Below are 24,390 nucleotides of genomic sequence, written 5' to 3' on the forward strand. Positions count from 1 at the left end.
GGTTGTCAGCCGGCAGCCTTCGCCACGACCTCTTCGCTGACGCTCTTCGGCGCCTGCTCGTAGGCCGAGAATTGCATGGTGTAGCTCGCACGCCCCTGCGAGAGCGAGCGCACGTCGGTGGCGTAGCCGAACATCTCCGAAAGCGGAACCTTGGCGCTGATGACCTGGACGGAGCCGCGCGGCTCCATGTGCTGGACACGACCACGTCGCGAGGTCAGGTCGCCGATGATCTCGCCCATGTACTCGTCCGGTGTCACCACCTCGACGGACATGACCGGCTCGAGCAGCGCCGGACGAGCCTTCTTCGACGCATCCTGGAAGGCCATGGAACCGGCGATCTTGAAGGCGATCTCCGAGGAGTCGACATCGTGGAAGCTGCCGTCGTAGAGGTCCACTTCGATGCCGGACAACGGGAAGCCGGCCAACGGACCGGTCTCCATCGCCTCGCGGATCCCCTGCTCGATCGGCTTGATGAACTCGCGCGGGATGGTGCCGCCGACGATCTCGTTGTTGAAGACGAAATCCGCCTCGGTGGTCGGACGCAGCTTGATCTTGCAGTGTCCGTACTGCCCGCGGCCGCCCGTCTGCCGGATGAAACGCCCTTCGCCGTTCGCCTCGGAGGTGATGCACTCCTTGTAGGCAACCTGCGGGCGCCCCACGTTCGCGCCGACATTGAACTCCCGAACCAGGCGATCGGTGATGATCTCGAGATGCAGCTCGCCCATGCCGGCGATCAACGTCTGCCCGGTATCCGGGTCGGTGTGCACCTTGAAGGTCGGATCTTCCTGCATGAGCTTGCCGAGCGCGACCGCCAGCTTCTCCTGGTCGGCCTTGGTCTTCGGCTCGATGGAGACGGTGATCACCGGCTCCGGGAAGCTCATCGCCTCGAGCACGACGGGGTGCGCCGGATCGCAGATTGTGTCGCCGGTGGTGACGCCCTTGAGGCCCACCGCCGCCGCGATGTCACCCGCCATCACTTCGGCAATTTCCTCGCGCTTGTTCGCGTGCATGCGAAGGAGGCGACCGATCCGCTCCTTGTTGTCCTTCGACGAGTTGATCACGCCGGTTCCCGACGAAATCTTCCCGGAGTAGACCCGGAAGTAGGCGAGCTGCCCGACGAACGGATCGCTCATGATCTTGAAGACCAGAGCGGAGAACGGCTCGCTGTCGTCAGCGCGCCGCTCGAGCGGCCGATCGGTGCCGGGCTCCAACCCGTGCACCGGAGGAATGTCCTCCGGAGAAGGCAGGTAGTCCACCACCGCGTCCAGCAGCGGCTGCACACCCTTGTTCTTGAAGGCGCTGCCGCAAAGAACCGGCTGCAGGCGATTGCCCACCGTGGCACGCCGGAGCGCCGCCATCAGCTCGCCGACGGAGATCTCGTCTCCCGAGAGGTACTTCTCGAGGAGCACGTCGTCCGTCTCGGCGATCGCCTCGACGGCCTTCTCCCGCAGCTCGACGGCCTTCTCCCGATACTCCTCGGGGATCTCGACGCGATCGTAGTCCGCACCCTTCGACTCGTCGCGGTAGAGCAGGCCCTGCATGTTCAGCAGATCGATGCAGCCGCGGAAGGTGTCTTCACGCCCCCAGGGAATCTGGATGACGACCGGGGCGGCATTCAACCGAGACCGCATCATCGAGACGCAGCGGTCGAAGTCAGCGCCGACACGATCCATCTTGTTGACGAAGGCGATGCGCGGAACCCGATAGCGATCCGCCTGCCGCCATACCGTCTCGGACTGCGGCTCGACTCCCGCCACCGCGTCGAACACCGCGACGGCACCGTCGAGCACGCGCAACGACCGCTCCACCTCGACGGTGAAGTCGACGTGCCCAGGCGTGTCGATGATGTTGATCCGATGCTTGTTCCAGGCACAGGTCGTCGCGGCCGCCGTGATCGTGATACCCCGTTCCTGCTCCTGGGGCATCCAATCCATGGTCGCGGTCCCGTCATGGACCTCACCGATCTTGTAGTTGACCCCCGTGTAGAAGAGGATCCGCTCGGTGGTCGTCGTCTTTCCGGCATCGATGTGAGCCATGATGCCGATATTGCGCGTTAGCGCCAGGGGAACTTGACGTGCCATACGTTCAACGCGCCACGGAGGCGCTCCAGTGACCTATCTCGTCAGCAGGCGGCATAAGTAGCGCCAAGGGGTGGCGCCGCGCCGCCTTCGGGGTTACCAGCGGTAGTGGGCGAAGGCCTTGTTGGCCTCAGCCATCCGATGGGTGTCTTCCTTCTTCTTGATAGCCCCGCCACGGCTCTCGGCGGCATCCATGAACTCGCCGGCCAGCTTGAGCCGCATCGTCTTCTCGCCGCGACTCTGCGCGCTGGCGATCAGCCAGCGGATGGAGAGCGCGAGCTTGCGGGTCGGATGCACTTCGATCGGCACCTGGTAGGTCGATCCGCCGACGCGGCGCGACTTCACCTCGACCGCCGGCTTCACGTTCTCGACCGCCCGCTTGAAGACCTTGATCGGGTCATCCTGCGTGCGCTGACGAATCGCCTCCATCGCATCGTAGAAGATGCGCTCGGCGGTCGTCTTCTTGCCTTCCCGCATGACCACGTTGATGAACTTGGTCACCAACTGCGACCCGAAAATCGGGTCCGGCAGAACTTCGCGCTTCGGAACCTCTCTACGCCTCGGCATGGCTCACTCCCGCCTTACGACTTCGGGCGCTTAGCGCCGTACTTGGAGCGTCCCTGCCGCCGATTCTGGACGCCGACCGAGTCCAGGGTGCCCCGAATCACGTGGTAACGGACGCCCGGCAGGTCCTTCACACGACCGCCGCGGATCAGCACGATCGAGTGCTCCTGGAGGTTGTGGCCCACACCCGGGATGTAGGTCGTGACCTCGATGCCGTTGGTCAAGCGCACTCGCGCGACCTTGCGAAGCGCGGAGTTCGGCTTCTTCGGCGTCTGGGTATACACACGGACACATACACCGCGTCGTTGCGGAGCCCCCTGCAGAGCCGGGCTCTTCGTCTTCGACACCTGCCGTTGCCGGCTGCGACGCACCAGCTGGTGGATCGTCGGCATTCGAAAAATCTCCTTCACCCGCCGCTATCGGCCGGCCTCTAGCCACCGCAGCGGGAAGCGTCCCCGGGGAAGAACACCTCGGGACGTGTGATGTCGGCCAGCGGAGCGGCCCTCGAGGAGGGCCTCATCGCGGAACCCGGTGAAAGTAACAGAGCCCCCCCCCGCTCGTCAAGCAAGCGAGGGGAAGCCCACTCCTATTCGCTATCTGCCTCCAGGACCTCTTGCGGGAAGGTTCTGAGATCGTCTTCGGCATCTCCGAATTCGAGATAGAACTCCTCCTGCTCCTCGGCCGTGGCCACCGGAACTTCCTCGGCGATGTGGAAGTCGTGGTAGTAGGCCATCCCCGTACCGGCCGGAATCAGCCTTCCGACGATGACGTTCTCCTTCAGACCACGAAGGGAGTCGACCTTGCCGGCAATGGCCGCCTCCGTCAGCACCCGTGTCGTCTCCTGGAAGCTGGCCGCCGAGATGAAGCTGTCGGTCGAGAGCGATGCCTTGGTGATGCCGAGGAGCAACGGACGTCCGATCGCCGCTCGACCACCCGCGGCAACGACACGGTCGTTCTCCTCCTGGAAGCGCCAACGATCCACCTGCTCGTCGACCAGGAACTCGGTGTCCCCGACCTCTTCGATCTTCACCGAGCGCATCATCTGGCGAACGATCACCTCGATGTGCTTGTCGTTGATGGCGACGCTCTGCGAACGGTAGACCTCCTGGATCTTGTCGACCAGGTAGCGCTGCAGCTCCTTGTCTCCGAGAACCTGAAGGATGTCGTGCGGGTTGATCGGTCCGTCGATCAGCGGGTCGCCAGCGCGGACGCGCTCGCCTTCCTGGACGTTGACGTGGACCGACCGCGGAACGAGATACTCCCGCGCCTCTCCCGCCTCCGATTCGACGGTGACCTTGCGCATGCCCTTGTGGACCTCGCCCAGCCGCACCGTGCCGTCGATCTCGGAGATGATCGCGGGCTCCTTCGGAGCTCGCGCCTCGAAGAGCTCGACGACGCGCGGGAGGCCACCGGTGATGTCCTTCGTCTTCGTCGTCTCGCGCGGGATCTTGACCAGGATGTCTCCCGGGAAGACCTGCTGTCCGTCCTGGACGACGAGATGCGAGCCTGACGGCAGGATGTACCGGCGCTCGATCGGCTGACTTCCTGACTCGTCACGGACGACGATCGCCGGAATCCGCTTCTCGTTCGCCGAGGCCTCGACGATGATCCGCTGCGAGAGCCCGGTGACCTTGTCGGTCTCTTCTCGCAAGTTCTCGCCCTCGACGATGTCGCGGAACTCGACCTTGCCGGCGATCTCCGAGAGCACTGCCGAGGTGAACGGGTCCCATTCGACGAGCTCGGCGCCGGCGTCGATCTCCTGCCCGTCACGCACCTGCAACCGGCTCCCGTAGGCGAGGGCATAGCGCTCGCGCTCGCGCCCCTTCGGATCGACGATCACCAGCTTGCCGCTGCGGTTCACCACCACCAGGTCGCCACGCTTGCTCTCCACCGTCGCGACGTTGAGGAAGCGCACCTTTCCGGCATTGCGGGCCGCATGCTTCGACTGCTCCGACACGCGACTCGCCGTTCCCCCGTAGTGGAACGTCCGCATCGTCAGCTGGGTGCCGGGCTCGCCGATCGACTGGGCAGCGATGACACCCACGGCCTCACCGATCTCGACCCGTCTCCCGGTAGCCAGGTTGCGGCCGTAGCAGGCGACACACACGCCGCGACGAGCCTCGCAGGTCAGACCCGACCGGATCTTGACGCGTTCGACACCCGCCGCCTGCAACGAATTGGCGACGTCTTCCGTGATCTCCTGGCCGACTTCGACCAGCTGCTCGCCGGTCATCGGGTCGTAGATGTCTTCCTGGCTGACGCGTCCGACGACGCGGTCGCGAAGCGGCTCGAGGATCTCTCCGCCTTCCATGATCGCGCCGACGTAGATGCCGTCGATCGTGCCGCAGTCGACCTCGTTGACGATGACGTCCTGCGCCACGTCGACCAGTCGACGGGTGAGGTAACCCGAGTCGGCCGTCTTCAAGGCGGTGTCGGCCAAACCCTTGCGGGCGCCGTGCGTGGAGATGAAGTACTGCACCACCGAGAGGCCTTCGCGGAAGTTCGCCGTGATCGGCGTCTCGATGACCTCGCCCGACGGCTTGGACATCAGTCCGCGCATGCCGGCGAGCTGGCGCACCTGCTCGCGCGAGCCTCGCGCACCGGAGTCGGCCATCATGTTGATCGGATTGAACTCCGAGCGCTCCAGCTCGACCGCCTTCATCTCGCGGAACATCTCCTCCGAGACGCGCTCCGTCACTCGATGCCAGATGTCGATGATCTTGTTGTGACGCTCGCCGTGCGTGATGACGCCGGCGGCACGCTGGCGCTCGATCTCGAGCACTTCGCCGCGCGCGTCGTCGATCATCTCGCGCTTGCGGCTCGGCACGACCATGTCCTCCATGCCGATCGAGATGCCCGCCTTGGTGGCGTAGGTGAACGCCACTTCCTTGAGGTCGTCGAGCATCTTCACGGTGGCGTCGTTGCCGAACCGGATGAAGGCGTACTGGACGAGATCCTGCAGGCCCCGCTTCTTGAGGAGCCCGTTGACGAACGGCATCGCCTTCGGCAGGTTGAGGTTGAGAATCACCCGACCGACAGTGGTCTCGATCAGCGTGCGCTCGCAGGTCTCGAGCTCGGCATGCACCACGCTCTGGGAGTCACCCTGCGTCTCGAGGTTGATCAACTCGCCCGAGTAGCGGACGCGGATCGGCGTGTGCGTCTCGACGGCTCCCTCGTGGTGCGCCAGGAGCACCGACTCGAAGTCGCCGAAGACCTTGCCCTCGCCCTTGGCACCCTGCTTGGCCATCGTCAGGTAGTAGCCGCCGAGAACGAGGTCCTGGCTGGGGACCGTGAGCGGGCGACCATGGGCCGGCGAGAGGATGTTGCGCGCCGACAGCATCAGGACCTGCCCCTCGATCTGCGCCTTCGGCGACAGCGGCACGTGAACCGCCATCTGGTCGCCGTCGAAGTCGGCGTTGAAGGCCGCGCAGACGAGCGGGTGGATCTGGATCGCCTTGCCTTCGATCAGCTTGGGCTGGAACGCCTGGATTCCGAGCCGGTGCAGGGTCGGCGCGCGGTTGAGCATCACCGGGTGGTCTCGAATCACCTCTTCGAGAGCATCCCAGACCGCGTCCTCCTCGCGCTCCACCATCTCCTTGGCGGCCTTGATCGTCGAGACGAAGCCCTTCTCCTCGAGCCGGTTGTAGATGAACGGCTTGAACAGCTCGAGAGCCATCTTCTTCGGCAGGCCGCACTCGCTCAGCTTGAGCTCCGGCCCGACGACGATGACCGAACGGCCCGAGTAGTCAACGCGCTTGCCGAGCAGGTTCTGGCGGAAACGCCCCTGCTTGCCCTTGAGCGTGTCGGAGAGCGACTTGAGCGGGCGATTGTTCGTCCCCTTCAACACGCGGCCACGGCGGCCGTTGTCGAACAGGGCATCGACGGCCTCCTGCAGCATCCGCTTCTCGTTGCGAACGATCACCTCGGGAGCGCGGAGCTCGAGGAGCTTCTTGAGCCGGTTGTTGCGATTGATCACCCGGCGGTAGAGGTCGTTGAGGTCGCTCGTCGCGAACCGTCCGCCGTCGAGGGGAACGAGCGGACGCAGCTCCGGCGGAATGACCGGAATCACGTCGAGGATCATCCACTCCGGCTTGTGTCCGCTCTTGCGGAAGGCATCGACGACCTTGAGACGCTTGGCCGCCTTGAGCCGCCGGATCTGGCTGGTCTCGGTCCTCATGATCACCCGGAGCTCCTCGGAGAGGTCCTCCGGATCGATGCGCTGGAGCAGCTCCTTGATCGCTTCGGCACCCATCTTCGCGACGAACGCGTCGTCACCGAACTCGTCGCGCAGCTCCCGGAACCGCTCCTCCGAGACCAGTTCCTTCTCGCGCAGGCCGGTCTCGCCCGGATCGATCACCACGTAGTTCTCGAAGTACAGAATGCGCTCGAGGTCGCGGAGCGAGATGTCGAGTAGGTGGCCGATGCGGCTCGGCAGGCCCTTGAAGAACCAGACGTGGGACACCGGACTCGCCAGCTCGATGTGCCCCATCCGCTCACGGCGGACACGCGAGCGGGTCACTTCGACGCCGCACTTGTCGCACACGACGCCACGGTGCTTCATGCGCTTGTACTTGCCGCAGAGGCACTCCCAGTCGGTGATCGGCCCGAAAATCTTCGCGCAGAAGAGTCCGTCCCGTTCCGGCTTGAACGTCCGATAGTTGATCGTCTCGGCCTTGGTGACCTCGCCATGGCTCCAGGCGCGGATCTTCTCGGGCGAGGCGATGGAAATCTTGATCGCGTTGAAGTCCTTCAGCGCGCGCGGCTTGTCGTAGCTTCGAAGCGGTTGCACGGGGGCTTCTCCTTACGCTTCCCAGTCGTTCCGCGTCACTTAGACCTTCAGGAGTTCCATGTCGAGGCACAGGCTCTGGAGCTCGCGCACCAGAACGTTGAAGGACTCCGGCAGGCCCGGATCCTCCGGGACCTCCCCCTTGACGATCGCCTCGTAGACCCGGCTGCGGCCTTCGACGTCATCGCTCTTGACCGTGAGGAGCTCCTGCAGGGTGTAGGCCGCTCCGTAGGCCTCCAGCGCCCAGACTTCCATTTCGCCGAAACGCTGGCCGCCGAACTGCGCCTTGCCGCCCAGCGGCTGCTGAGTGATCAGCGAGTACGGCCCGATCGACCGCGCGTGGATCTTGTCGTCGACCAGGTGCGAGAGCTTGAGCATGTAGATCGTTCCGACCGTCACCTTTTGTTCGAAGGCCTCTCCGGTCAGGCCGTCGAACAAGGCGGTCTTGCCCGAAAGGGGCAGACCGGCCGTCGTCAGCCGATCGTTGAGATCCTCCTCCGTCGCGCCATCGAACACCGGCGTGGCGTAGTTCTCTTCCAGGACCCGGCCTGCCCACCCGAGGTGGGTCTCGAGGATCTGCCCGACGTTCATTCGACTCGGAACGCCCAGGGGATTGAGCACGATCTCGACCGGCGTGCCGTCCGGCAGGTACGGCATGTCCTCTTCCGGCAACACCCGAGAGATGACGCCCTTGTTCCCGTGGCGGCCGGCCATCTTGTCGCCCACCTGCAGCTTCCGCTTCATCGCCACGAAGACCTTCACCAGCTTGATAACTCCCGGCGGGAGCTCGTCCCCCTTCGACAGCTGCTCGATCCGCTGGTCCTTGACCCGGTGGAGGACCTCGATGTGGGAGTCGGTCCGCCGATAGACGATCTCCACCGTGTCGAGGAGGCGCTTGTCAGCCAGCGGCAGACGGAGCATCTCCTGTCGCGTGAGTCGCTCGAGGGCCTCGCGCGTCAGCGCCTCTCCCTTGTCGGCGAGCTTCTCGCCGGTGCGGCTCTTGACCTGCGCGGTGACCGTCTGGCCGATGAGCAGGTCGCTGATCTTCTTGTTGCGCTCCTCGGTGAAGATCCGGATCTCGTCCTTCATGTCCTTCTCGAGGCGGGCCACGACGTCGGTCTCGATTTCGCGCTGGCGCAGGTCCTTCTCGACGCCCTTGCGCGCGAAGATCTTCACGTCGACGATCGTCCCCTCGATTCCCGGGGGGACCTTCAGGCTGGCATCACGCACGTCCCCGGCCTTCTCGCCGAAGATCGCGCGCAGCAGCTTCTCCTCCGGCGTCAGCTGGGTCTCGCCCTTCGGCGTGACCTTGCCGACCAGGATGTCGCCCGCCTTGACCGTGGCGCCGATGCGGATAATGCCGCTCTCGTCGAGGTCCTTGAGCGCCGATTCCGAGACGTTCGGGATGTCTCGCGTGATCTCTTCAGGACCGAGCTTGGTGTCGCGCGCCTCGATCTCGAACTCCTCGATGTGGATCGAGGTGAAGTAGTCCTCGCGGACCAGCTTCTCCGAGACCAGGATGGCGTCTTCGAAGTTGTAGCCTCGCCACGGCATGAAGGCAACCAGCACGTTCCTGCCGAGCGCCAGCTCACCCTTGTCCGTCGACGGGCCGTCGGCGAGCACATCTCCCTTCCGCACCCGCTGGCCCTGTTTCGCCAGCGGCTTCTGGTTGATGCAGGTGTTCTGGTTCGACCGCCGGAACTTGGTGAGCTGGTAGATGTCGGCGCCGAACTCCTTCTGCTCGCCCGTTTCGATGTCTTCGCCCTCGACGCGGACGATGATCCGTTCGCCGTCGACCACGTCCACGACGCCACCGCGCTTGCAGAGCACCACGGCGCCCGAGTCGCGCGCCACGCTGCCCTCGAGACCGGTGCCGACGATCGGCGATTCGGTTCGCAGCAGCGGTACGGCCTGGCGCTGCATGTTCGATCCCATGAGGGCGCGGTTCGCGTCGTCGTGCTCGAGGAAGGGCACCAGCGCGGCCGCCACCGACACGAGCTGCTTCGGGCTGACGTCCATGTAGTCGAGCCGGTCGCGCTCGACCGTCACGAAGTCGCCACCGGCGCGCGAGATGACGCGGTCGTCGAGGAAGTTCCCAGCCTCGTCGACGCGAGCGTTGGCCTGCGCGACGATGTACTTCTCCTCTTCCCATGCCGTCAGGTAGAAGGCATACGGCTCGACTTCGATCTCGCGCTTCGCGCCCTTGGCGAGGCGTGCATTCTCGGCAGCGAGGTCGTCCCCGGTGATGATCTGACCGAGCTTGAACTTGCCGTCGCCGACCTTGGTGACGCGGAAATGGCTGAGAACGCGACCGTTCTCGACCTTCTTGTACGGGCTCTCGATGAAGCCGTACTCGTTGATCCGCGCATAGGTGGCGAGCGACGAGATGAGGCCGATGTTCGGACCTTCCGGTGTCTCGATCGGGCAGATTCGACCGTAGTGCGTGGCGTGGACGTCGCGCACCTCGAACCCGGCTCGCTCGCGAGAGAGCCCGCCCGGCCCAAGGGCGGAGAGCCGCCGCTTGTGTGTAACTTCGGAAAGCGGGTTGGTCTGGTCCATGAACTGCGAAAGCTGCGACGACCCGAAGAACTCCTTGATGGCCGCGATGACCGGCTTCGAGTTGATCAGGTCGTGCGGCATCGCCGAGTCGATGTCCTGATGGACCGACATCTTCTCCTTGATCGCCCGCTCCATCCGCACGAGGCCGATGCGGAACTGGTTCTCCAGCAGCTCGCCGACCGCGCGCACGCGGCGGTTGCCGAGGTTGTCGATGTCGTCGACGCGCCCCACGTCGCGGTGCAGGCGCAGCAGGTACTCGATGACGCGGAAGAAGTCCTTGTCCGAGAGCGTCTTCTGCTCGACCGGGACCTCGGTGTCGAGCTTGATGTTGAACTTGAACCGCCCGACGCGGGAGAAGTCGTACCGTTTCGGATCGAAGAACATGCCGTAGAACAGCGAACGAGCGCTCTCCAGCGTCGGGGGGTCACCCGGGCGCATCCGGCGGTAGATCTCGAGCAGCGCCTCCTTGGCGTTCTTCGTCGTGTCCTTGGCCAGCGTGTTCGCGAGCACCGAGCCGCAAAGGTCCCAGTCCGGGAAGAAGATCTCGAGGCTGGTGTGGTTGCGTCCGTGCAGGCGCTCCTCGATGTCGGCGGGTACCAGGTCGTTCGCCTCGAAGACGACTTCGCCGGTCTCGAGGTCCACGACGTCAGCGATGAAGAGCGCCCGCTCGAGCTCCGACAGGCGGACTTCGGCACCGACGGCCGTTCCCTTGTCAAGCTGCGCCACCATCTCCTTCGACAGCGTCATGCCGGCGAAGATCGGGAAGGCCTCGCGCCGCCCTCTCACCTGGCGATCGCGGAGCCGTTCTCTTTCGAGGACCTGGGGTCCCAGCGTCAGCCGGGCGGCGCCACTGCCGGACAGGGTCATCGGAATGGCGGCGTAGAACTGGCGCAGGATCGACTCGTTGGTTTCCAGACCGAGGGCGCGAAGGAAGACCGTGCCGTGGAACTTCCGCTTGCGGTCGATCCGAACCGAGAGGATCTCCTTCTGGTCGTACTCGAACTCGACCCACGAGCCGCGGTAGGGAATGACCTTGGCCAGGAAGGTGCGCGGACCCTCCTTGGTGAAGAAGACGCCCGGGCTGCGGTGGAGCTGACTGACGATCACTCGCTCCGTCCCGTTGATGATGAAGGTGCCGTGATCGGTCATCAGCGGGATCTCGCCGAAATAGACCTCTTCCTCCTTGGCATCCCGCATCATTCGCGCGCCGGTCTCCGGGTCCTTGTCGTAGACGAAGAGCCGGAACGTCACCTTGAGCGGCACGGCAAAGGTCAGACCACGCTCCTGGCAGTCCGGAATCGAGTACGGCAGTTGCAGGTCGACCGGGTTGCCGCAGATGTCGCACTTCGTCACGCGGTTCTTGTTCACCGCTCCGCACTGACCGCAGGTCACGGTCTCCTCGTGCGGGTGCTCGGTCATGATCTTGGAGCCGCAGTTCGAGCAGGTCATGCGCAGGTACTCGAGCCCCTTGAGCTCGCTGCACTTGCACTGCCAATCGCCGATCGAGTACTTCACGAAATCGAGCGAACAGGTCTCGCGGAAGTCGGAGAACGGGAAGATGCCGGTGAAGACAGCCTGCAACCCGTGATTTGCCCGCTCCTCGGGGAGGAGGTTCATCTGCAGAAACCGGTCGTACGACCGCTTCTGGACGTCGATGAGATTGGGAATCGGCAGCGAGGTCTTGATACGCGAGAAGTTGCGGCGCTCGCGCTTGCGCGAACTCTTGGCGATGGTCATGGGCCGACGTTCTCTCTCTCCCCCTCAAGGGGGGCTGCATGGACCGGGAAGGGGCGCTCGGCGGCGCGACCCGCCACTTCCTTCCCGCAAGAGGCGACACCACGCCCGCCGCGCCGTCGTCGGCGCTAGCTTCGGGCGTGGTGCCCCGCAACGATCGCGCTCCGCCCCCGGGAGGAACGGAGCGCAAAGCTCAGTGTCCGCGAGCCTCGTGGCGCACCTACTTGATCTGGGCCTGAGCCCCCGCCTCCTCGAACAGCTTCTTGATCTTCTCGGCCTCGGCCTTGGAGACCGCTTCCTTGATCTTCGAAGGAGCCCCCTCGACCAGGTCCTTGGCCTCCTTGAGGCCCAGGCTCGTCACTTCGCGAACCACCTTGATCACGTTGATCTTCTTGTCGCCGACCGCCGTGAGGATGACGTCGAACTCGGTCTGCTCCTCGACCGGCGCGGCGGCAGCAGCGGCACCCGCGGCAGCGACCGGAACAGCCGCGGCGGCTGCCGAGACGCCGTAATGCTCCTCGAGCGCCTTGACGAGGTTGTTGAGCTCGAGGACCGACATTCCGTCGATCTGCTGGATGAACTCCTGAATCGCGATAGCCATTCCCTGTCTCCTTGCCCGCCGGGCACTTCAGCCCGGCCGCCTGCCTGAATTTCTCAAGGGCTGCGTCAGCCCTGCGGATCCTTCTGAATTCGGATCTGGTCGAGCACTGCCACGAACGACTGGGGTACCGCGGCAAGCACGCGAGCGAGCCGGACGATGGGCGCCTGCAGCAGGAAGAGGATCTTGGCGATCAACTCCTCGCGGCTGGGCAGCGAAGCGATCTCCTTCACCGCGGAGGCTTCGACGGCCCGCCCCTCGAGCAAGGCGCCCTTGAACTGAATCGACGGGGCGTCCTTGGCGAACTCCGTCAACGCCTTGGCGAGCGCGACCGGGTCCTTGTCGGTGTAAGCGACCGCCGTCGCGCCGGTGAACTGCGAGCGCAACTGGTCGAGCGGCTTGCCACCGATGGCTCGCAGCGCCAGCGTGTTCTTGACCACGATGTAGCGGCCACCCTGAGCCCGGATACGAGCCCGCAGAGCGGTCACCTGGGGAACCGAGATTCCCTGGAAGCCCAGGAGGAACGCATGCTGGGTGTCCGCGAGACCTCCCGCGTAGTCCGCCAGCATCTGGTCCTTGTCTTGACGTGTGAGGGGCATTGAGAGACTCCCTACGCTTCCGCGGCGACCAGCGCCGACTCGTCAACCCGGATGCCGGGCCCCATGGTCGTCGAGACCGTCACGGTGCGGATGAACTTGCCCTTGGCAGCTGCCGGACGAGCCTTGACGATGGCCGCCACCAACGCCTGGGCGTTGGCGAGGAGCTTCTCCGTGCCGAACGACCGCTTGCCGAAGGGAGCGTGGACGATCCCCGTCTTGTCGACGCGGAACTCGACCTTGCCCGCCTTGATGTCCTGGACCGCCTTGGCGACGTCTGCGGTAACCGTTCCGGTCTTCGGGTTCGGCATGAGACCCCGCGGTCCGAGGACCTTGCCGAGCCGGCCGACGACCTTCATCATGTCCGGGGCCGCGACCACCGCCTCGAAATCGAGCCAGCCACCCTCGATCTTCTTGGCGAATTCGTCGCCGCCGACGTACTCGGCACCAGCATCCTCGGCTTCTTTGATCTTCTCGCCGCTGGCGAACACCAGCACCCGCATCTTCTTGCCGGTTCCATGCGGCAACACGACCGTGCCGCGAACCATCTGGTCGGCATGCTTCGGGTCGACGCCGAGGCGCATGGCGATCTCGACCGTCTCGTCGAACTTGGCGTAGGCCGTCTCGCCCGCGATGCGGACGGCGTCGGCCAGTGCGTACGAACGCCTCTCGACCTTGTCGGCCGCTTTTCGGTAGTTCTTTCCGTGGCTGCTCACGGCAATCTCTCCTCGCCGCCCTTAACCCTGGACTTCGATGCCCATCGAGCGGGCGGTTCCTTCGATGATGCGCACGGCCGCCTCGACGCTGCCCGCGTTGAGGTCCGGCATCTTGGTGCGCGCGATCTCCTCCACCTGGGATTGGGTGACCTTGCCGACCTTGTTGCGGTTCGGCTGCCCAGAGCCCTTTTGTACCCCGGACGCCCGCAGCAGCAAGATCGCCGCAGGCGGCGTCTTGGTGATGAAGGTGTAGCTGCGGTCGGAGTAGACCGTGACCACCACCGGGATGATCAAGCCCTCCTGCCCCTGGGTGCGGGCATTGAAGGTCTTGCAGAAATCCATGATGTTGACACCGGCCTGACCCAGCGCCGGCCCGACGGGCGGCGCCGGCGTCGCCTTGCCGGCAGGAATCTGGAGCTTGACCTGCCCCACAACTTTCTTGGCCATGATCGCCTCGCTCGCGAGCGGCTAGAACTTCTGGACCTGCAGGAAATCGAGCTCGACCGGCGTGTGCCGACCGAAGATCGTCACCATCACCTTCAAGGTGTTGCGGTCCAGGTTGATGTCCTCGACCACGCCGGTGAAGTTGCTGAAGGGACCGTCGATGATCTTGACCTGCTCGCCCTTCTCGAATACGTACTTGGGCTTCGGCTTCTCGCGCGCGCTGACCACCTGACTCAGGATCTGGTCAACCTCGGTCTGCGACAACGGAGTCGGCTTCTTGCCCGTGCCGACGAAACCCGTCACCTTCGGGGTGTTGCGCACCACATGCCACGCCGCGTCGGACATCTCCATCTCGACGAGGATGTAGCCAGGGAAGAACTTGCGCTGCGTCTCGCGCTTCTTGCCGCCGCGCAGCTCGACGACCGTCTCCATCGGAATCCGAACTTCACCGAAGGCATGGCGCATTGCGAGCGCGTCGGCGCGCTGGAGCAACGTCTCCTTCACCCGCTCCTCGAAGCCGGAGTAGGTGTGGACGATGTACCAGCGTCGCTCGACTGCCGGCGCCGCTTCGGTTTCGGTGACGGTCATGAACCGATGCTCTTGAAGAGCTGGACGATCACCACGTCGGCCAGCCAGAGATACACGGCGAAGATGACGCTCGCGATCAAGACGACGATCGTGGTGCCCGTCACTTCGTCGCGAGAAGGATAGGAGACCTTCTTCATCTCGGACTTGACATCGACGAAGAACTGCCCTATCCCGCCGAAAAAGTCCTTCACCTTCGCCAACACGTTCATATTTCTCACTTCCGATAAGGCTTGGCAGGCCAGGAGGGATTCGAACCCCCAACATCCGGTTTTGGAGACCGGCGCTCTACCAATTCGAGCTACTGGCCTTGATTTCGAGGCTCTCCCTCGCGCTTACGCGACGATGTCGGTGACAGTGCCGGCGCCGACGGTGCGACCGCCCTCGCGAATCGCGAAGCGGACACCCTTCTCCATCGCGATCGGCGCGATCAGCTCGATGGCCAGGTTCACGTTGTCGCCGGGCATCACCATCTCGGCACCCTCCGGCAACGTCGCCACTCCCGTCACGTCCGTCGTCCGGAAGTAGAACTGCGGCCGGTAGCCGTTGAAGAACGGCGTATGACGGCCGCCCTCCTCCTTGCTCAGCACGTACACCTCGCCCTTGAACTTCGTGTGCGGCGTGATCGAGCCCGGCTTCGACAGCACCTGGCCACGCTCCACGTCGTCCCGCTTCGTCCCGCGCAGCAGTACGCCGATGTTGTCGCCCGCCTGACCCTGATCCAGAAGCTTGCGGAACATCTCCACGCCCGTCACGATCGTCTTCTGCGTCGGCCGGATCCCGACGATCTCCACTTCCTCGCCGACCTTCACGATGCCGCGCTCCACGCGCCCCGTCACCACCGTCCCGCGCCCGGAAATCGAGAAGATGTCCTCGATCGGCATCAGGAACGGCTTGTCGACCAACCGCTCAGGCATCGGAATGTAGCTGTCCAGGGCGTCGAACAGGCGGACGATCGCCTCGTCGGCGAACTCCCCCTTCTCCCCCTGCATCGCCTTCACCGCCGCACCGCGAATCACCGGAATGTCGTCGCCCGGGAACTCGTACTGCTTCAGCAGCTCCCGAACCTCCAGCTCCACCAGATCCAGAAGCTCCGGATCGTCCACCACGTCCACCTTGTTCAGGAACACCACGATGTACGGCACGCCCACCTGACGCGCCAGCAGGATGTGCTCCCGCGTCTGCGGCATCGGACCGTCCGCCGCCGACACCACCAGGATCGCCCCGTCCATCTGCGCCGCGCCCGTGATCATGTTCTTCACGTAGTCGGCGTGTCCCGGGCAATCCACGTGTGCGTAGTGGCGACCCTTCGTCGAATACTCCACGTGCGACGTCGCGATCGTCAGAATCTTCGAAGGATCGCGACGACCCTGAGACTCCGACGCCTTCGCCACCTCGTCGTACGACACGAACTTCGCCCAGCCACGATCCGCAGCCACCTTCGTCAACGCCGCCGTCAGCGTCGTCTTGCCATGATCCACGTGACCGATCGTCCCAACGTTCACGTGCGGCTTCGTGCGATCGAACTTCTCCTTGCCCATGGCGCTTGCAGTGCCTCCTCGAGCTGGCCGCTCTGCCTGCGGGCGTTGCGGTCGGGCGAACCCTGTGAATCAAACTATGGAGCCCACGATCGGAATCGAACCGATGACCCCCTCCTTACCAAGGAGGTGCTCTACCGCTGAGCCACGTGGGCACGAAGCGAGGGTGAAACCTCCAGCCCCGCCAAACCTTACAATCCTATTCGGCCATCCGGGCGCTGTAAAGACCCGAATCGCCGAAGCCCGGAGCCATGACCCGGGTACCCGACGGGGACGACTTGGAGCGGGAGACGGGATTCGAACCCGCGACCAACAGCTTGGAAGGCTGTGACTCTACCCCTGAGTTACTCCCGCAGAAGAAAACTGGTGGAGGCGGATGGATTTGAACCACCGTAGGGCTTAAGCCCGGCAGATTTACAGTCTGCTGCCATTGACCGCTCGGCCACACCTCCCTGAATCCCATCCCCTGGAGCCGGCACTCGGAATCGAACCGAGGACCTACTGTTTACAAGACAGTTGCTCTGCCCCTGAGCTATGCCGGCCGACACCCCACGGAATTCCAGGAATCCCGTCCGGGGCGAGGGTCTTTTAGTCTACCCTGAGCGCTCGTCGTCCCGCAAGACCCTGGCCGGCGACTCTTCGGGTGCAGGTCGCTTCCCTCGCCGCCCCGCCCGACGCTGGCGCACTGCCTCGTACAGTGCGGCAGCGGCGGCCGTGGCGACGTTCAACGATTCGACCCGACCGAGCATCGGCAAGCCGACCAGCGCATCGCACGATCGCTGGGTCAGCGATCGCAGCCCGCTCCCTTCTCCACCGAGGCAGAGCAGGACCTTTCCGGTCAGATCCACCTCCCAGGGTGCCACCCCTCCGGCAGCCAATCCGTAGACCCAGAACCCTGCGCGCTTGTGCTCGGCGATGGCACTGGCGGCATTCGGCACTCGACTGAGGGGTAGCCACTCGCTCGCGCCAGCCGACGCCTTCACGGCCACGGCCGAGAGAGGTGCCGAGCCGCGATCGCGGATCAGCACTTCACCGACGCCTGCACCCTCGCACACGCGCAGGATCGCGCCGAGGTTGCGCGGATCCTGGACATCTTCGAGCAACACCTGGAGGTCCGGGTCTCCGCCCCGACGCCGTTCGGCCGTCCCTCGCAATCGGAGCAGGAACCCGTTGTCGACCCCACGACTCTCCGCATGGAGCTCTTCGTCGGACACGATCCGCACCGGGATTCCCGCCTCCCGACAGAGCGCCTCGATCTCCTGGCGCCGCGCACCCGAACGGCCACGCGCGATCCGGACCTCGACGACATCGGCGGCACGCCGCCTGAGTGCCTCGCGAACGGGATGAAACCCGAAGAGCGGCGCTGTCACGGTCGACGACCCGCCAGCAAGACGACCGCCATCGCTGCCATCCCCTCTTCCCGGCCCACCGCGCCGAGTCGCTCGTTGGTGGTCGCCTTGACTCCGACCTCGGCAACCGAAAGGCCCGTCGCTGCCGCGATGCGTTCGCGCATCGCCTGGCGATGCGGGGCGATGCGGGGAGCCTCGGCGATGAGCGTGAGGTCGCAGTTGACCAGGCTGAAGCCGGCCTGACCGACCTTCTCCATCACCAGACGCAACAGATCGACGCTGTCGGCATCCTTCCAGCGTCGATCTCCCGGAGGAAAGTGATCCCCGAGATCCCCAAGACCGGCGGCACCGAGCAACGCATCGCAGAGGGCGTGAAGAAGCACGTCAGCGTCGCTGTGCCCGTCGAGGCCGCGATCGTGCGGGATCTCGACCCCTCCAAGGACCAGTCGTCTCCCCGCGACGAGGCGGTGCACATCGTAGCCGAGCCCCACGCGGACCTGCTGCAGAGCCGTTTCGCCGCTCACCTGGAGCTCCAACTCTTGTCACGACAAGAACCGGCCACGCGGTGCGTCATGCGCGATCTCCAAGGAGTGCCGTCATTCGTGCCAGGTCAGCCGGGAAAGTTAGCTTCGGATTGGCGTAGCGCGCATAGACCGCCCGGATTTCGATGCCACCGAGACGCTCCACAGCCGCCGACTCGTCGGTCTCGTCTCGACCCTCCTGCAGCGCTGCGGCGAAGGCTCGCGTCAGCAGATCGCGGCGAAAGACCTGGGGCGTCTCGGCACGAAAGAGCGCCCGACGATCGACGGTCGCGACGATCCGCTCCGCCTCGAGGCGCTTGACGGTATCGGAGATCGCCCGGCCAAGCACCGCCGCACCGGATTCGCGGGCCGCCGCGATCACCGCCGCGAGGTCTTCCCGAGCCGTCGCCGGTCGAGCTCCGTCGTGAACGATCACGAGGTCGTCCTCGGAACCGGGAGTCGCCGCCAAGCAGGCGACAACCGACTGCTGGCGGGTGGCGCCGCCGTCGACGCGAGTCACGCGCTCGGCCGGGAGATTCCAGGCCTGCACCGGCAACTCGACCCCCGCAGGGAGCGCCACGGTCAACCAGGCCGGCCCGAGCTCGAGGAGCCGCTCCAGCGTCCACTGCAGCACCGGTCGGTCGCCGACCGACAGGAGTTGCTTCGGCTGGGCAGCACCGAATCGCTCGCCCCGACCGCCGGCGGGAACCAGGACGACCAGACTGCCCACAGCCCAGGGACTTCCGCCGCCGTCAGACGGCGAGAATGTCCTTTTCCTTGTGTTCCAGAGTGTGCTGGATCTCGGCGATGTAGCGGTCGTGGAGCTTCTGGATCTCGTCGAGCCCGCGCCGCTCGTCATCCTGACCGAGCTGATGCTCGCGCTCCATCTTCTTCAAACGCTCGTTGCCGTCACGACGTGACTGGCGTACGCCGTTGCGCGCCGTCTCGGCGAGGTCGTGCGCCTTCTTGACGAGCTCCTTGCGGCGATCCTCGGTCAGCGAGGGCACCGGAATGCGAACGACCTTCCCGTCGCTGGCAGGATTCAGCCCGAGATCGGACTTGCGAATGGCCCGCTCGATCGCCGGAATCTGGCTCGCGTCCCACGGCTGCGCCAGCAGCATCGAGGCATCCGCGACCGAAAGCGTCGCCACCTGCTTGAGCGGCGTCGGCGTCCCGAAGTAGTCGACCATCAGGCCGTCGAGGAGCTGAAGCGAGGCCCGGCCCGTCCGGATGTGCTTGAGCTCATGGTGGAAGTGGTCCAGCGCCTGCTTCATGTGAAGCTCGACCTCGGCGAAGATCTCCTTCATGGCCCTTCCTCCCGTGCTCGCCGGGTTCGCTCGAGCTACGCCGACTCGGCCGGGGTTCGCACCAGCGACCCGACCGCCTCACCGCAAACCACTCGGCGGATGTTGCCCGGCACTGTCATGTTGAAGATGGCGATCGGCAGACCGTTGTCGCGACACAGGCTCACGGCGGACGAGTCCATCACCCGCAGGTTCTTCTCCAGAACCGACTGGTGGGTGAGCTCGCGCAGCAGGATTGCTCCGGGATCGAGCCGCGGATCCGCGGTATAGACACCGTCGACTCGCGTCCCCTTGAGCAGCGCCATGGCGTGGATCTCGTTGGCGCGCAGGGCCGCCGCGGTGTCGGTGGTGAAGAACGGGTTCCCGGTTCCGGCGGCGAAGATCACCGCCCGCCCCTTCTCGAGGTGCCGGATCGCCCGCCTGCGGATGAACGGCTCGGCCACAGCCCGGATGTCGATGGCCGTCTGCACTCGCGTCGGAACGCCTCTCTTCTCGAGGGCGTCCTGCACCGCCAAGGCATTGATCACCGTTCCGAGCATCCCCATGTAGTCGCCGGTGACTCGGTCGAGGCCGCGGTGGCTCGCGGCCACTCCCCGAATGATGTTACCGCCACCGATGACGACGGCAACCTGCACGCCGAGACGATGGACCTCCGCGATCTCGCTGGCAACTGCGACGACGATCGCTTCGTCGATCCCGAAGCTCTGCGAGCCCATCAGGGCCTCGCCCGACAGCTTCAGGAGAATCCGCGAGTACACCGGGACGTCAGCCATGTGGGACCTTTCGTCGACCGAGCACTTCGAGGTCGCGGAGGTAGGGAGACTACTTGCCGGCGACAGCCTGCGCCACTTCCTGGGCGAGGTCGGTCGAGCGCTTCTCGAGCCCCTCACCCAGCTTGAAGCGGACGAAGCGCCGGATCTTGATGTTCTCGCCGATCTTCCCGACCTTCTCGGCGATCAGCTGCCCGACCGTCTGGTCCGGGTTCTTGACGAACGCCTGCTCGGTCAACACGGCCTCGCCGTAGAACTTCTCGAGCTTGCCCTCGATCATCTTCTCGATGACCGCAGGCGGCTTGCCCGAGGCGAGCGCCTGCTCCCGATAGATCGCCTTCTCACGCTCCAGCACGTCGGCGGTCACTTCTTCGCGCGCGGCGAAGCGCGGGTCGGCCGCGGCGATGTGCATCGCGATGTCGTGCACCAGCGCCAGGAACTCCTCCGTGCGAGCCACGAAGTCGGTCTCGCAATTGACCTCGACGAGCACGCCAAGCTTGCCGCCGCCGTGAATGTACGAGCCGACGACACCTTCGGAAGCGATCCGACCCGCCTTCTTGGCAGCCGAGGCGAGCCCCTTCTTGCGCAGAAAGTCGATCGCCTTCTCCATGTCGCCGTCGGACTCGGCGAGAGCGGCCTTGCAATCCATCATCGGGGCACTGGTGCGCTCCCGGAGCTCTTTGACCATCTGGGCACTGACTTGCATGAGGTTCTCCTGTGAAACGCCAGCCGGACTCTCGACGAGGAGCGTCCGGCCGGCACATCAGAGACGGGGGCTCAGGCCCCCGGTCTCCGTCAGTTCGCGGGGGCGGCGGATGGGCTGTCGCCAGCCGCCCCGGATTCCGGCGCCGCCAGGTCAGCGTCCTTGGCCTCGATCTGCGCCTGCTGCTCGAGGCGCGAGCGCCCCTCGAGATAGGCATCGGCGATGCGCGAGGTGAACAGGCGGATCGTCCGGATGGCGTCGTCGTTGCCCGGGATGACGTAGTCGACGAGCTCCGGGTCGCAGTTGGTGTCGACGATGCCGATGACCGGGATGCCGAGCTTGTTCGCCTCGGCGACGGCGATGTCTTCCTTCTTCGGATCGACGATGAAGAGCGCGTCCGGCAACTGCTCGAGCTCGCGGATGCCGGCGAGGTTCTTCTGCATCCGCTGGCGCTCGCGATCCATGCGCAGCCGCTCCTTCTTCGTCGTCGCACCGTGCTCGTCGGCGAGCTTGGCCTCGATCTCCTTGAGGCGCTCGATCGACGTGCGCAGCGTCACGAAGTTCGTCAACGTGCCACCCAGCCAGCGATGGGTCATGTAGAACTGGCCGCAGCGCGCCGCCTCTTCGGCGACTGCTTCCTGCGCCTGCCGCTTCGTACCGACGAAGAGGATCCGCCGGCCGTCGGCCCCGAGCTGGCGGACGAACTCGGCCGCCTCGCGGAAGAGCCGCAGCGTTTTCGCCAGATCGATGATGTAGATGCCGTTGCGCTTGCCGAAGATGTAGGGCTTCATCTTCGGGTTCCAGCGCCGCGTCTGGTGTCCGAAGTGGACACCCGCCTCGAGGAGCTCCTTCATGCCGATGTCGACCACGACGACTCCTCCTTAGCGCTTGCTGAACTGGAAGCGGGCGCGTGCGCCCTTCTGACCGTACTTCTTCCGCTCCTTGCGGCGCGGGTCGCGAGTGAGGAATCCGGCCGACTTCAGCCGCTCACGGAGCTCAGGATTGAACACGAGCAGCGCTCGGCTGATGCCGTGCCGGATCGCTCCGGCCTGACCGGCCATGCCGCCGCCCTCGACGTTGACCGAGATGTCGAATCGCTCGCCGCTCTCGGTCAGCACGAGGGGCTGACGGATCACCATGCGCAGGGTCTCGCTCGGGAAGTAGCCCTCGAGGGGCCGGTCGTTGACCACCAGCGCACCCGCACCGGGCCGCAGGTACACCCGAGCGGTTGCCGTCTTGCGGCGGCCGGTGCCGTAGAACGTCTCTTCGCTCAAGCTCTTCTCCTTGATCAAGAGGCCGCGGCCAGCGCGAACGCCTCGGGCTTCTGGGCGTGATGGGGGTGCTCGGGACCGGCATAGACCTTCAGCTTGCGCCGAAGCTTCTTGCCGAGCTTGCTCTTCGGCAGCATGCCGTAGACCGCGCTCTCGATGATGCGGGCCGGGAACTGCCGTCGCATGTCGCCGGCGGCGACCGCTTTCAGCCCGCCCGGCTGCCCGCTGTGGCGGTAGTAGAACTTCTCGTTCTCTTTGTTGCCGGTGAGGACGACCTTCTCCGCGTTGACGACGATCACGAAATCGCCGCAGTCGACGTGAGGGGCGTAGATCGCCTTGTGCTTGCCGGACAGCAGGCGGGCGATGGTGGTCGAGATGCGGCCGACCGGAACCCCCGCGGCGTCCACCACATACCAGCGGCGCTCGATCTGGTCGGGCTTGGGACTGAACGTTTTCGTCATCATCTTCTCCGGGAGGGGGCAGGCACGGCATCCGCACACGGCAGACGAGCACCGCCCCTTGCGTCGCAAAGGACCTCCGATGCTACGTAGCGACCCCGAGCCTGTCAAGAGAGGACCCCGGCGGACCGGGAGTCGGTCGCGATAGAGTCCCCCCGCGTGACCACGGCTTCTACGGGAATCGACAAGCGCGGCGAGACGATCCGGAGCATGTTCGGACGGGTCGCCCGGCGCTACGACCTGCTCAATCACCTGCTTTCCGCCTCGCTCGATCGGGTTTGGAGAAGGCACTCCGCCCGGTCCCTGGCCCTGAGCCCCGGAGACCGGGTGCTCGATCTTTGCTGCGGCACCGGGGACCAGGCGGTGGCGCTGCGCCGGCGGGGCGCCGTGGTCGTCGCCGCCGACTTCTGCCTCCCGATGCTCGCGATTTCACGCCGCAAGTTCACGCGCCAGGCTCCGCCGCAGCCGCGACCGTTCTGTGCCGACGCGCTCGCCCTCCCCTACCGGGACGGCTGTTTCGACGCTGCAACGGTGTCCTTCGGACTGCGCAACGTCGCCGATCTCGATCGAGCGCTGGCCGAGCTGGGCCGCGTGCTCCGGCCCGGGGGCCAGCTGGCGATCCTGGAATTCGCTCTCCCGTCCCTCCCCCCGTTGCGGGCGCTCTATCTCTTCTATTTCAACCGGTTGCTCCCGCTGCTGGGCCGCTGGGTGTCGAGCGACGCCTCGGCCTACACCTACCTCCCGGCCTCGGTCTCGAGCTTTCCCCAGCGTGAGGAGTTTCTCGCCCACCTCGCCGGGGCGGGATTCCGGTCGACGTCCTTCCGCGACCTGACCGGCGGGATCCTCTGCCTCTACCGGGGCGAAAGGAGCTGAGTCGTGCGCCGACTGCTTGCTGGCAAACCGATCGCCGAGGCGCTGCGCAACGAGGCCGCGCAGCGAGCCAGCAGGGTCGCCGAGCGGCGCGGCGCTCCCCCCGGCCTGGTCGCGATCCTCGTCGGCGACGACCCCGCCTCCCAGGTCTATGTCGCCTCCAAGGCGAAGGCCTGCGCCGAGGTCGGCATCCACGGCGAGACCCTGAAGCTGCCGGCCGACGTGACCACCGCCCAGCTGCTGGCCACCATCGACCGGCTCAATTCCGACGATCGGGTGGACGGGATCCTCGTGCAACTCCCGCTGCCACCGACGATGGCAGCCGGCCCGGTGCTCGAGCGCATCGACCCCGACAAGGACGTGGACGGCTTCCATCCGGTCAGCGTCGGACGGCTCTGGAGCGGCGAAGAGGGCTTCGCTCCGGCCACTCCTGCCGGCATCGTCGAGATGCTGCGCCGGGACGGGGTGCCGCTCGCCGGCCAGCATGCGGTCGTCGTGGGCCGGAGCAATATCGTCGGCAAGCCGATGGCCGGCCTGCTCCTTCGAGAGCACTGCACGGTGACGCTCTGTCATTCGCGAACGCACGATCTCGAGGCCATCTGCCGTCAGGCCGACATCCTCGTCGCCGCGCTCGGCCGCCCTGGATTCCTCGGACCGCAACATGTTCGCGACGGAGCGGTGGTCATCGACGTCGGGATCAACCGCATCGACGACCCGGCGCTGCTCGAACGCCTTTTCCCGGGTGACGAGGCTCGCCGAGCCCAGCTCGCCACGAAGGGTTACTCCATCGTCGGCGACGTGGACTTCGCCCGGGTCCAGCCGAAGGCCGGCGCCATCACCCCGGTTCCCGGGGGCGTGGGCCTGCTGACGGTCGGAATGCTCCTGCTCAACACCGTCCGGGCCGCGGAACGGCGCTCCGCGACACTCATCTCACCGACCTGAGCCG

Annotated in this window: 23 protein-coding genes and 5 tRNA genes; 2 read left to right on the forward strand and 26 right to left on the reverse strand. The window is 65.5% G+C overall.

Annotated features, from left to right (window positions below; genetic code table 11):
- Positions 1–5: 5 nt before the first annotated feature.
- From fusA to rplM, 26 genes are all read right to left on the reverse strand, one after another.
- On the reverse strand, positions 6–2,081 hold the full coding sequence (fusA, locus tag IPJ17_19230) for an elongation factor G (GenBank protein ID QQR73587.1): 2,076 nt from the start codon (positions 2,079–2,081) through the stop codon (positions 6–8).
- A 93-nt stretch (positions 2,082–2,174) separates the two neighbouring features.
- Positions 2,175–2,645: a 30S ribosomal protein S7 gene (rpsG, locus tag IPJ17_19235; protein QQR73588.1), complete on the reverse strand. Its 471-nt coding sequence runs from the start codon at positions 2,643–2,645 to the stop codon at positions 2,175–2,177.
- Positions 2,646–2,659: 14 nt separating this feature from the next.
- On the reverse strand, positions 2,660–3,034 hold the full coding sequence (locus IPJ17_19240) for a 30S ribosomal protein S12 (GenBank protein QQR73589.1): 375 nt from the start codon (positions 3,032–3,034) through the stop codon (positions 2,660–2,662).
- Positions 3,035–3,228: 194 nt separating this feature from the next.
- On the reverse strand, positions 3,229–7,431 hold the full coding sequence (rpoC, locus tag IPJ17_19245; GenBank protein QQR73590.1) for a DNA-directed RNA polymerase subunit beta': 4,203 nt from the start codon (positions 7,429–7,431) through the stop codon (positions 3,229–3,231).
- Between the two features lie 39 nt (positions 7,432–7,470).
- Positions 7,471–11,724 carry a DNA-directed RNA polymerase subunit beta gene (gene rpoB, locus IPJ17_19250; GenBank protein ID QQR73591.1) on the reverse strand — a complete coding sequence of 1,418 codons (4,254 nt, stop codon included), beginning with the start codon at positions 11,722–11,724 and terminating at the stop codon, positions 7,471–7,473.
- Positions 11,725–11,941: 217 nt separating this feature from the next.
- The gene (gene rplL / locus IPJ17_19255; GenBank protein QQR76227.1) at positions 11,942–12,316 is read right to left on the reverse strand and encodes a 50S ribosomal protein L7/L12; all 375 of its coding nucleotides are present in this window, start codon (positions 12,314–12,316) and stop codon (positions 11,942–11,944) included.
- Between the two features lie 71 nt (positions 12,317–12,387).
- Positions 12,388–12,918, reverse strand: a complete 531-nt coding sequence (locus tag IPJ17_19260; protein ID QQR73592.1) for a 50S ribosomal protein L10 — start codon at positions 12,916–12,918, stop codon at positions 12,388–12,390.
- 11 nt (positions 12,919–12,929) lie between these two features.
- A complete protein-coding gene (locus tag IPJ17_19265) occupies positions 12,930–13,631 on the reverse strand; it encodes a 50S ribosomal protein L1 (protein QQR73593.1) in 702 nt (233 codons plus the stop codon).
- A gap of 21 nt (positions 13,632–13,652) precedes the next feature.
- Complete coding sequence (gene rplK, locus IPJ17_19270) at positions 13,653–14,078, reverse strand: 50S ribosomal protein L11 (protein QQR73594.1); 426 nt, start codon at positions 14,076–14,078, stop codon at positions 13,653–13,655.
- Between the two features lie 21 nt (positions 14,079–14,099).
- Complete coding sequence (gene nusG / locus IPJ17_19275; protein QQR73595.1) at positions 14,100–14,663, reverse strand: transcription termination/antitermination protein NusG; 564 nt, start codon at positions 14,661–14,663, stop codon at positions 14,100–14,102.
- Positions 14,660–14,872: a preprotein translocase subunit SecE gene (secE, locus tag IPJ17_19280; protein QQR73596.1), complete on the reverse strand. Its 213-nt coding sequence runs from the start codon at positions 14,870–14,872 to the stop codon at positions 14,660–14,662. The genes nusG and secE overlap by 4 nt, the downstream gene beginning before the upstream one ends.
- 22 nt (positions 14,873–14,894) lie before the next feature.
- A tRNA-Trp gene (locus tag IPJ17_19285) sits at positions 14,895–14,971 on the reverse strand.
- Positions 14,972–14,995: 24 nt separating this feature from the next.
- Positions 14,996–16,201 (reverse strand): elongation factor Tu, encoded by a 1,206-nt coding sequence (gene tuf / locus IPJ17_19290; protein QQR73597.1) that lies wholly within the window; start codon positions 16,199–16,201, stop codon positions 14,996–14,998.
- A gap of 77 nt (positions 16,202–16,278) precedes the next feature.
- A tRNA-Thr gene (locus IPJ17_19295) sits at positions 16,279–16,353 on the reverse strand.
- Positions 16,354–16,477: 124 nt separating this feature from the next.
- A tRNA-Gly gene (locus tag IPJ17_19300) sits at positions 16,478–16,552 on the reverse strand.
- 10 nt (positions 16,553–16,562) lie between these two features.
- A tRNA-Tyr gene (locus IPJ17_19305) sits at positions 16,563–16,650 on the reverse strand.
- Positions 16,651–16,665: 15 nt separating this feature from the next.
- Positions 16,666–16,740, reverse strand: a tRNA-Thr gene (locus tag IPJ17_19310).
- 51 nt (positions 16,741–16,791) lie between these two features.
- Positions 16,792–17,568, reverse strand: a complete 777-nt coding sequence (locus tag IPJ17_19315) for an RNA methyltransferase (GenBank protein QQR73598.1) — start codon at positions 17,566–17,568, stop codon at positions 16,792–16,794.
- Positions 17,565–18,053 (reverse strand): 2-C-methyl-D-erythritol 2,4-cyclodiphosphate synthase, encoded by a 489-nt coding sequence (locus IPJ17_19320; GenBank protein ID QQR76228.1) that lies wholly within the window; start codon positions 18,051–18,053, stop codon positions 17,565–17,567. The genes IPJ17_19315 and IPJ17_19320 overlap by 4 nt, the downstream gene beginning before the upstream one ends.
- 64 nt (positions 18,054–18,117) lie before the next feature.
- Positions 18,118–18,798 (reverse strand): 2-C-methyl-D-erythritol 4-phosphate cytidylyltransferase, encoded by a 681-nt coding sequence (gene ispD, locus IPJ17_19325; protein QQR73599.1) that lies wholly within the window; start codon positions 18,796–18,798, stop codon positions 18,118–18,120.
- Between the two features lie 22 nt (positions 18,799–18,820).
- The gene (gene frr / locus IPJ17_19330; GenBank protein QQR73600.1) at positions 18,821–19,375 is read right to left on the reverse strand and encodes a ribosome recycling factor; all 555 of its coding nucleotides are present in this window, start codon (positions 19,373–19,375) and stop codon (positions 18,821–18,823) included.
- Positions 19,376–19,410: 35 nt separating this feature from the next.
- Positions 19,411–20,145, reverse strand: coding sequence for a UMP kinase (locus IPJ17_19335; GenBank protein QQR73601.1), 735 nt, complete (start codon positions 20,143–20,145; stop codon positions 19,411–19,413).
- 49 nt (positions 20,146–20,194) lie between these two features.
- Positions 20,195–20,848 carry a translation elongation factor Ts gene (tsf, locus tag IPJ17_19340; protein ID QQR73602.1) on the reverse strand — a complete coding sequence of 218 codons (654 nt, stop codon included), beginning with the start codon at positions 20,846–20,848 and terminating at the stop codon, positions 20,195–20,197.
- Between the two features lie 89 nt (positions 20,849–20,937).
- Positions 20,938–21,714, reverse strand: coding sequence for a 30S ribosomal protein S2 (rpsB, locus tag IPJ17_19345; protein QQR73603.1), 777 nt, complete (start codon positions 21,712–21,714; stop codon positions 20,938–20,940).
- Positions 21,715–21,726: 12 nt separating this feature from the next.
- Positions 21,727–22,119, reverse strand: coding sequence for a 30S ribosomal protein S9 (gene rpsI, locus IPJ17_19350; GenBank protein ID QQR73604.1), 393 nt, complete (start codon positions 22,117–22,119; stop codon positions 21,727–21,729).
- 14 nt (positions 22,120–22,133) lie between these two features.
- Complete coding sequence (gene rplM / locus IPJ17_19355; GenBank protein ID QQR76229.1) at positions 22,134–22,577, reverse strand: 50S ribosomal protein L13; 444 nt, start codon at positions 22,575–22,577, stop codon at positions 22,134–22,136.
- A 207-nt stretch (positions 22,578–22,784) separates the two neighbouring features.
- Here rplM and IPJ17_19360 point away from each other — a divergent pair, with 207 nt between their 5' ends.
- Positions 22,785–23,447, forward strand: a complete 663-nt coding sequence (locus tag IPJ17_19360; protein QQR73605.1) for a ubiquinone/menaquinone biosynthesis methyltransferase — start codon at positions 22,785–22,787, stop codon at positions 23,445–23,447.
- 3 nt (positions 23,448–23,450) lie between these two features.
- A complete protein-coding gene (locus tag IPJ17_19365) occupies positions 23,451–24,386 on the forward strand; it encodes a bifunctional 5,10-methylenetetrahydrofolate dehydrogenase/5,10-methenyltetrahydrofolate cyclohydrolase (protein QQR73606.1) in 936 nt (311 codons plus the stop codon).
- The last annotated feature ends 4 nt before the right edge of the window (positions 24,387–24,390 follow it).

It is taken from the genome of Holophagales bacterium, from assembly GCA_016699405.1.
Taxonomy (GTDB): domain Bacteria; phylum Acidobacteriota; class Thermoanaerobaculia; order Multivoradales; family JAGPDF01; genus JAAYLR01.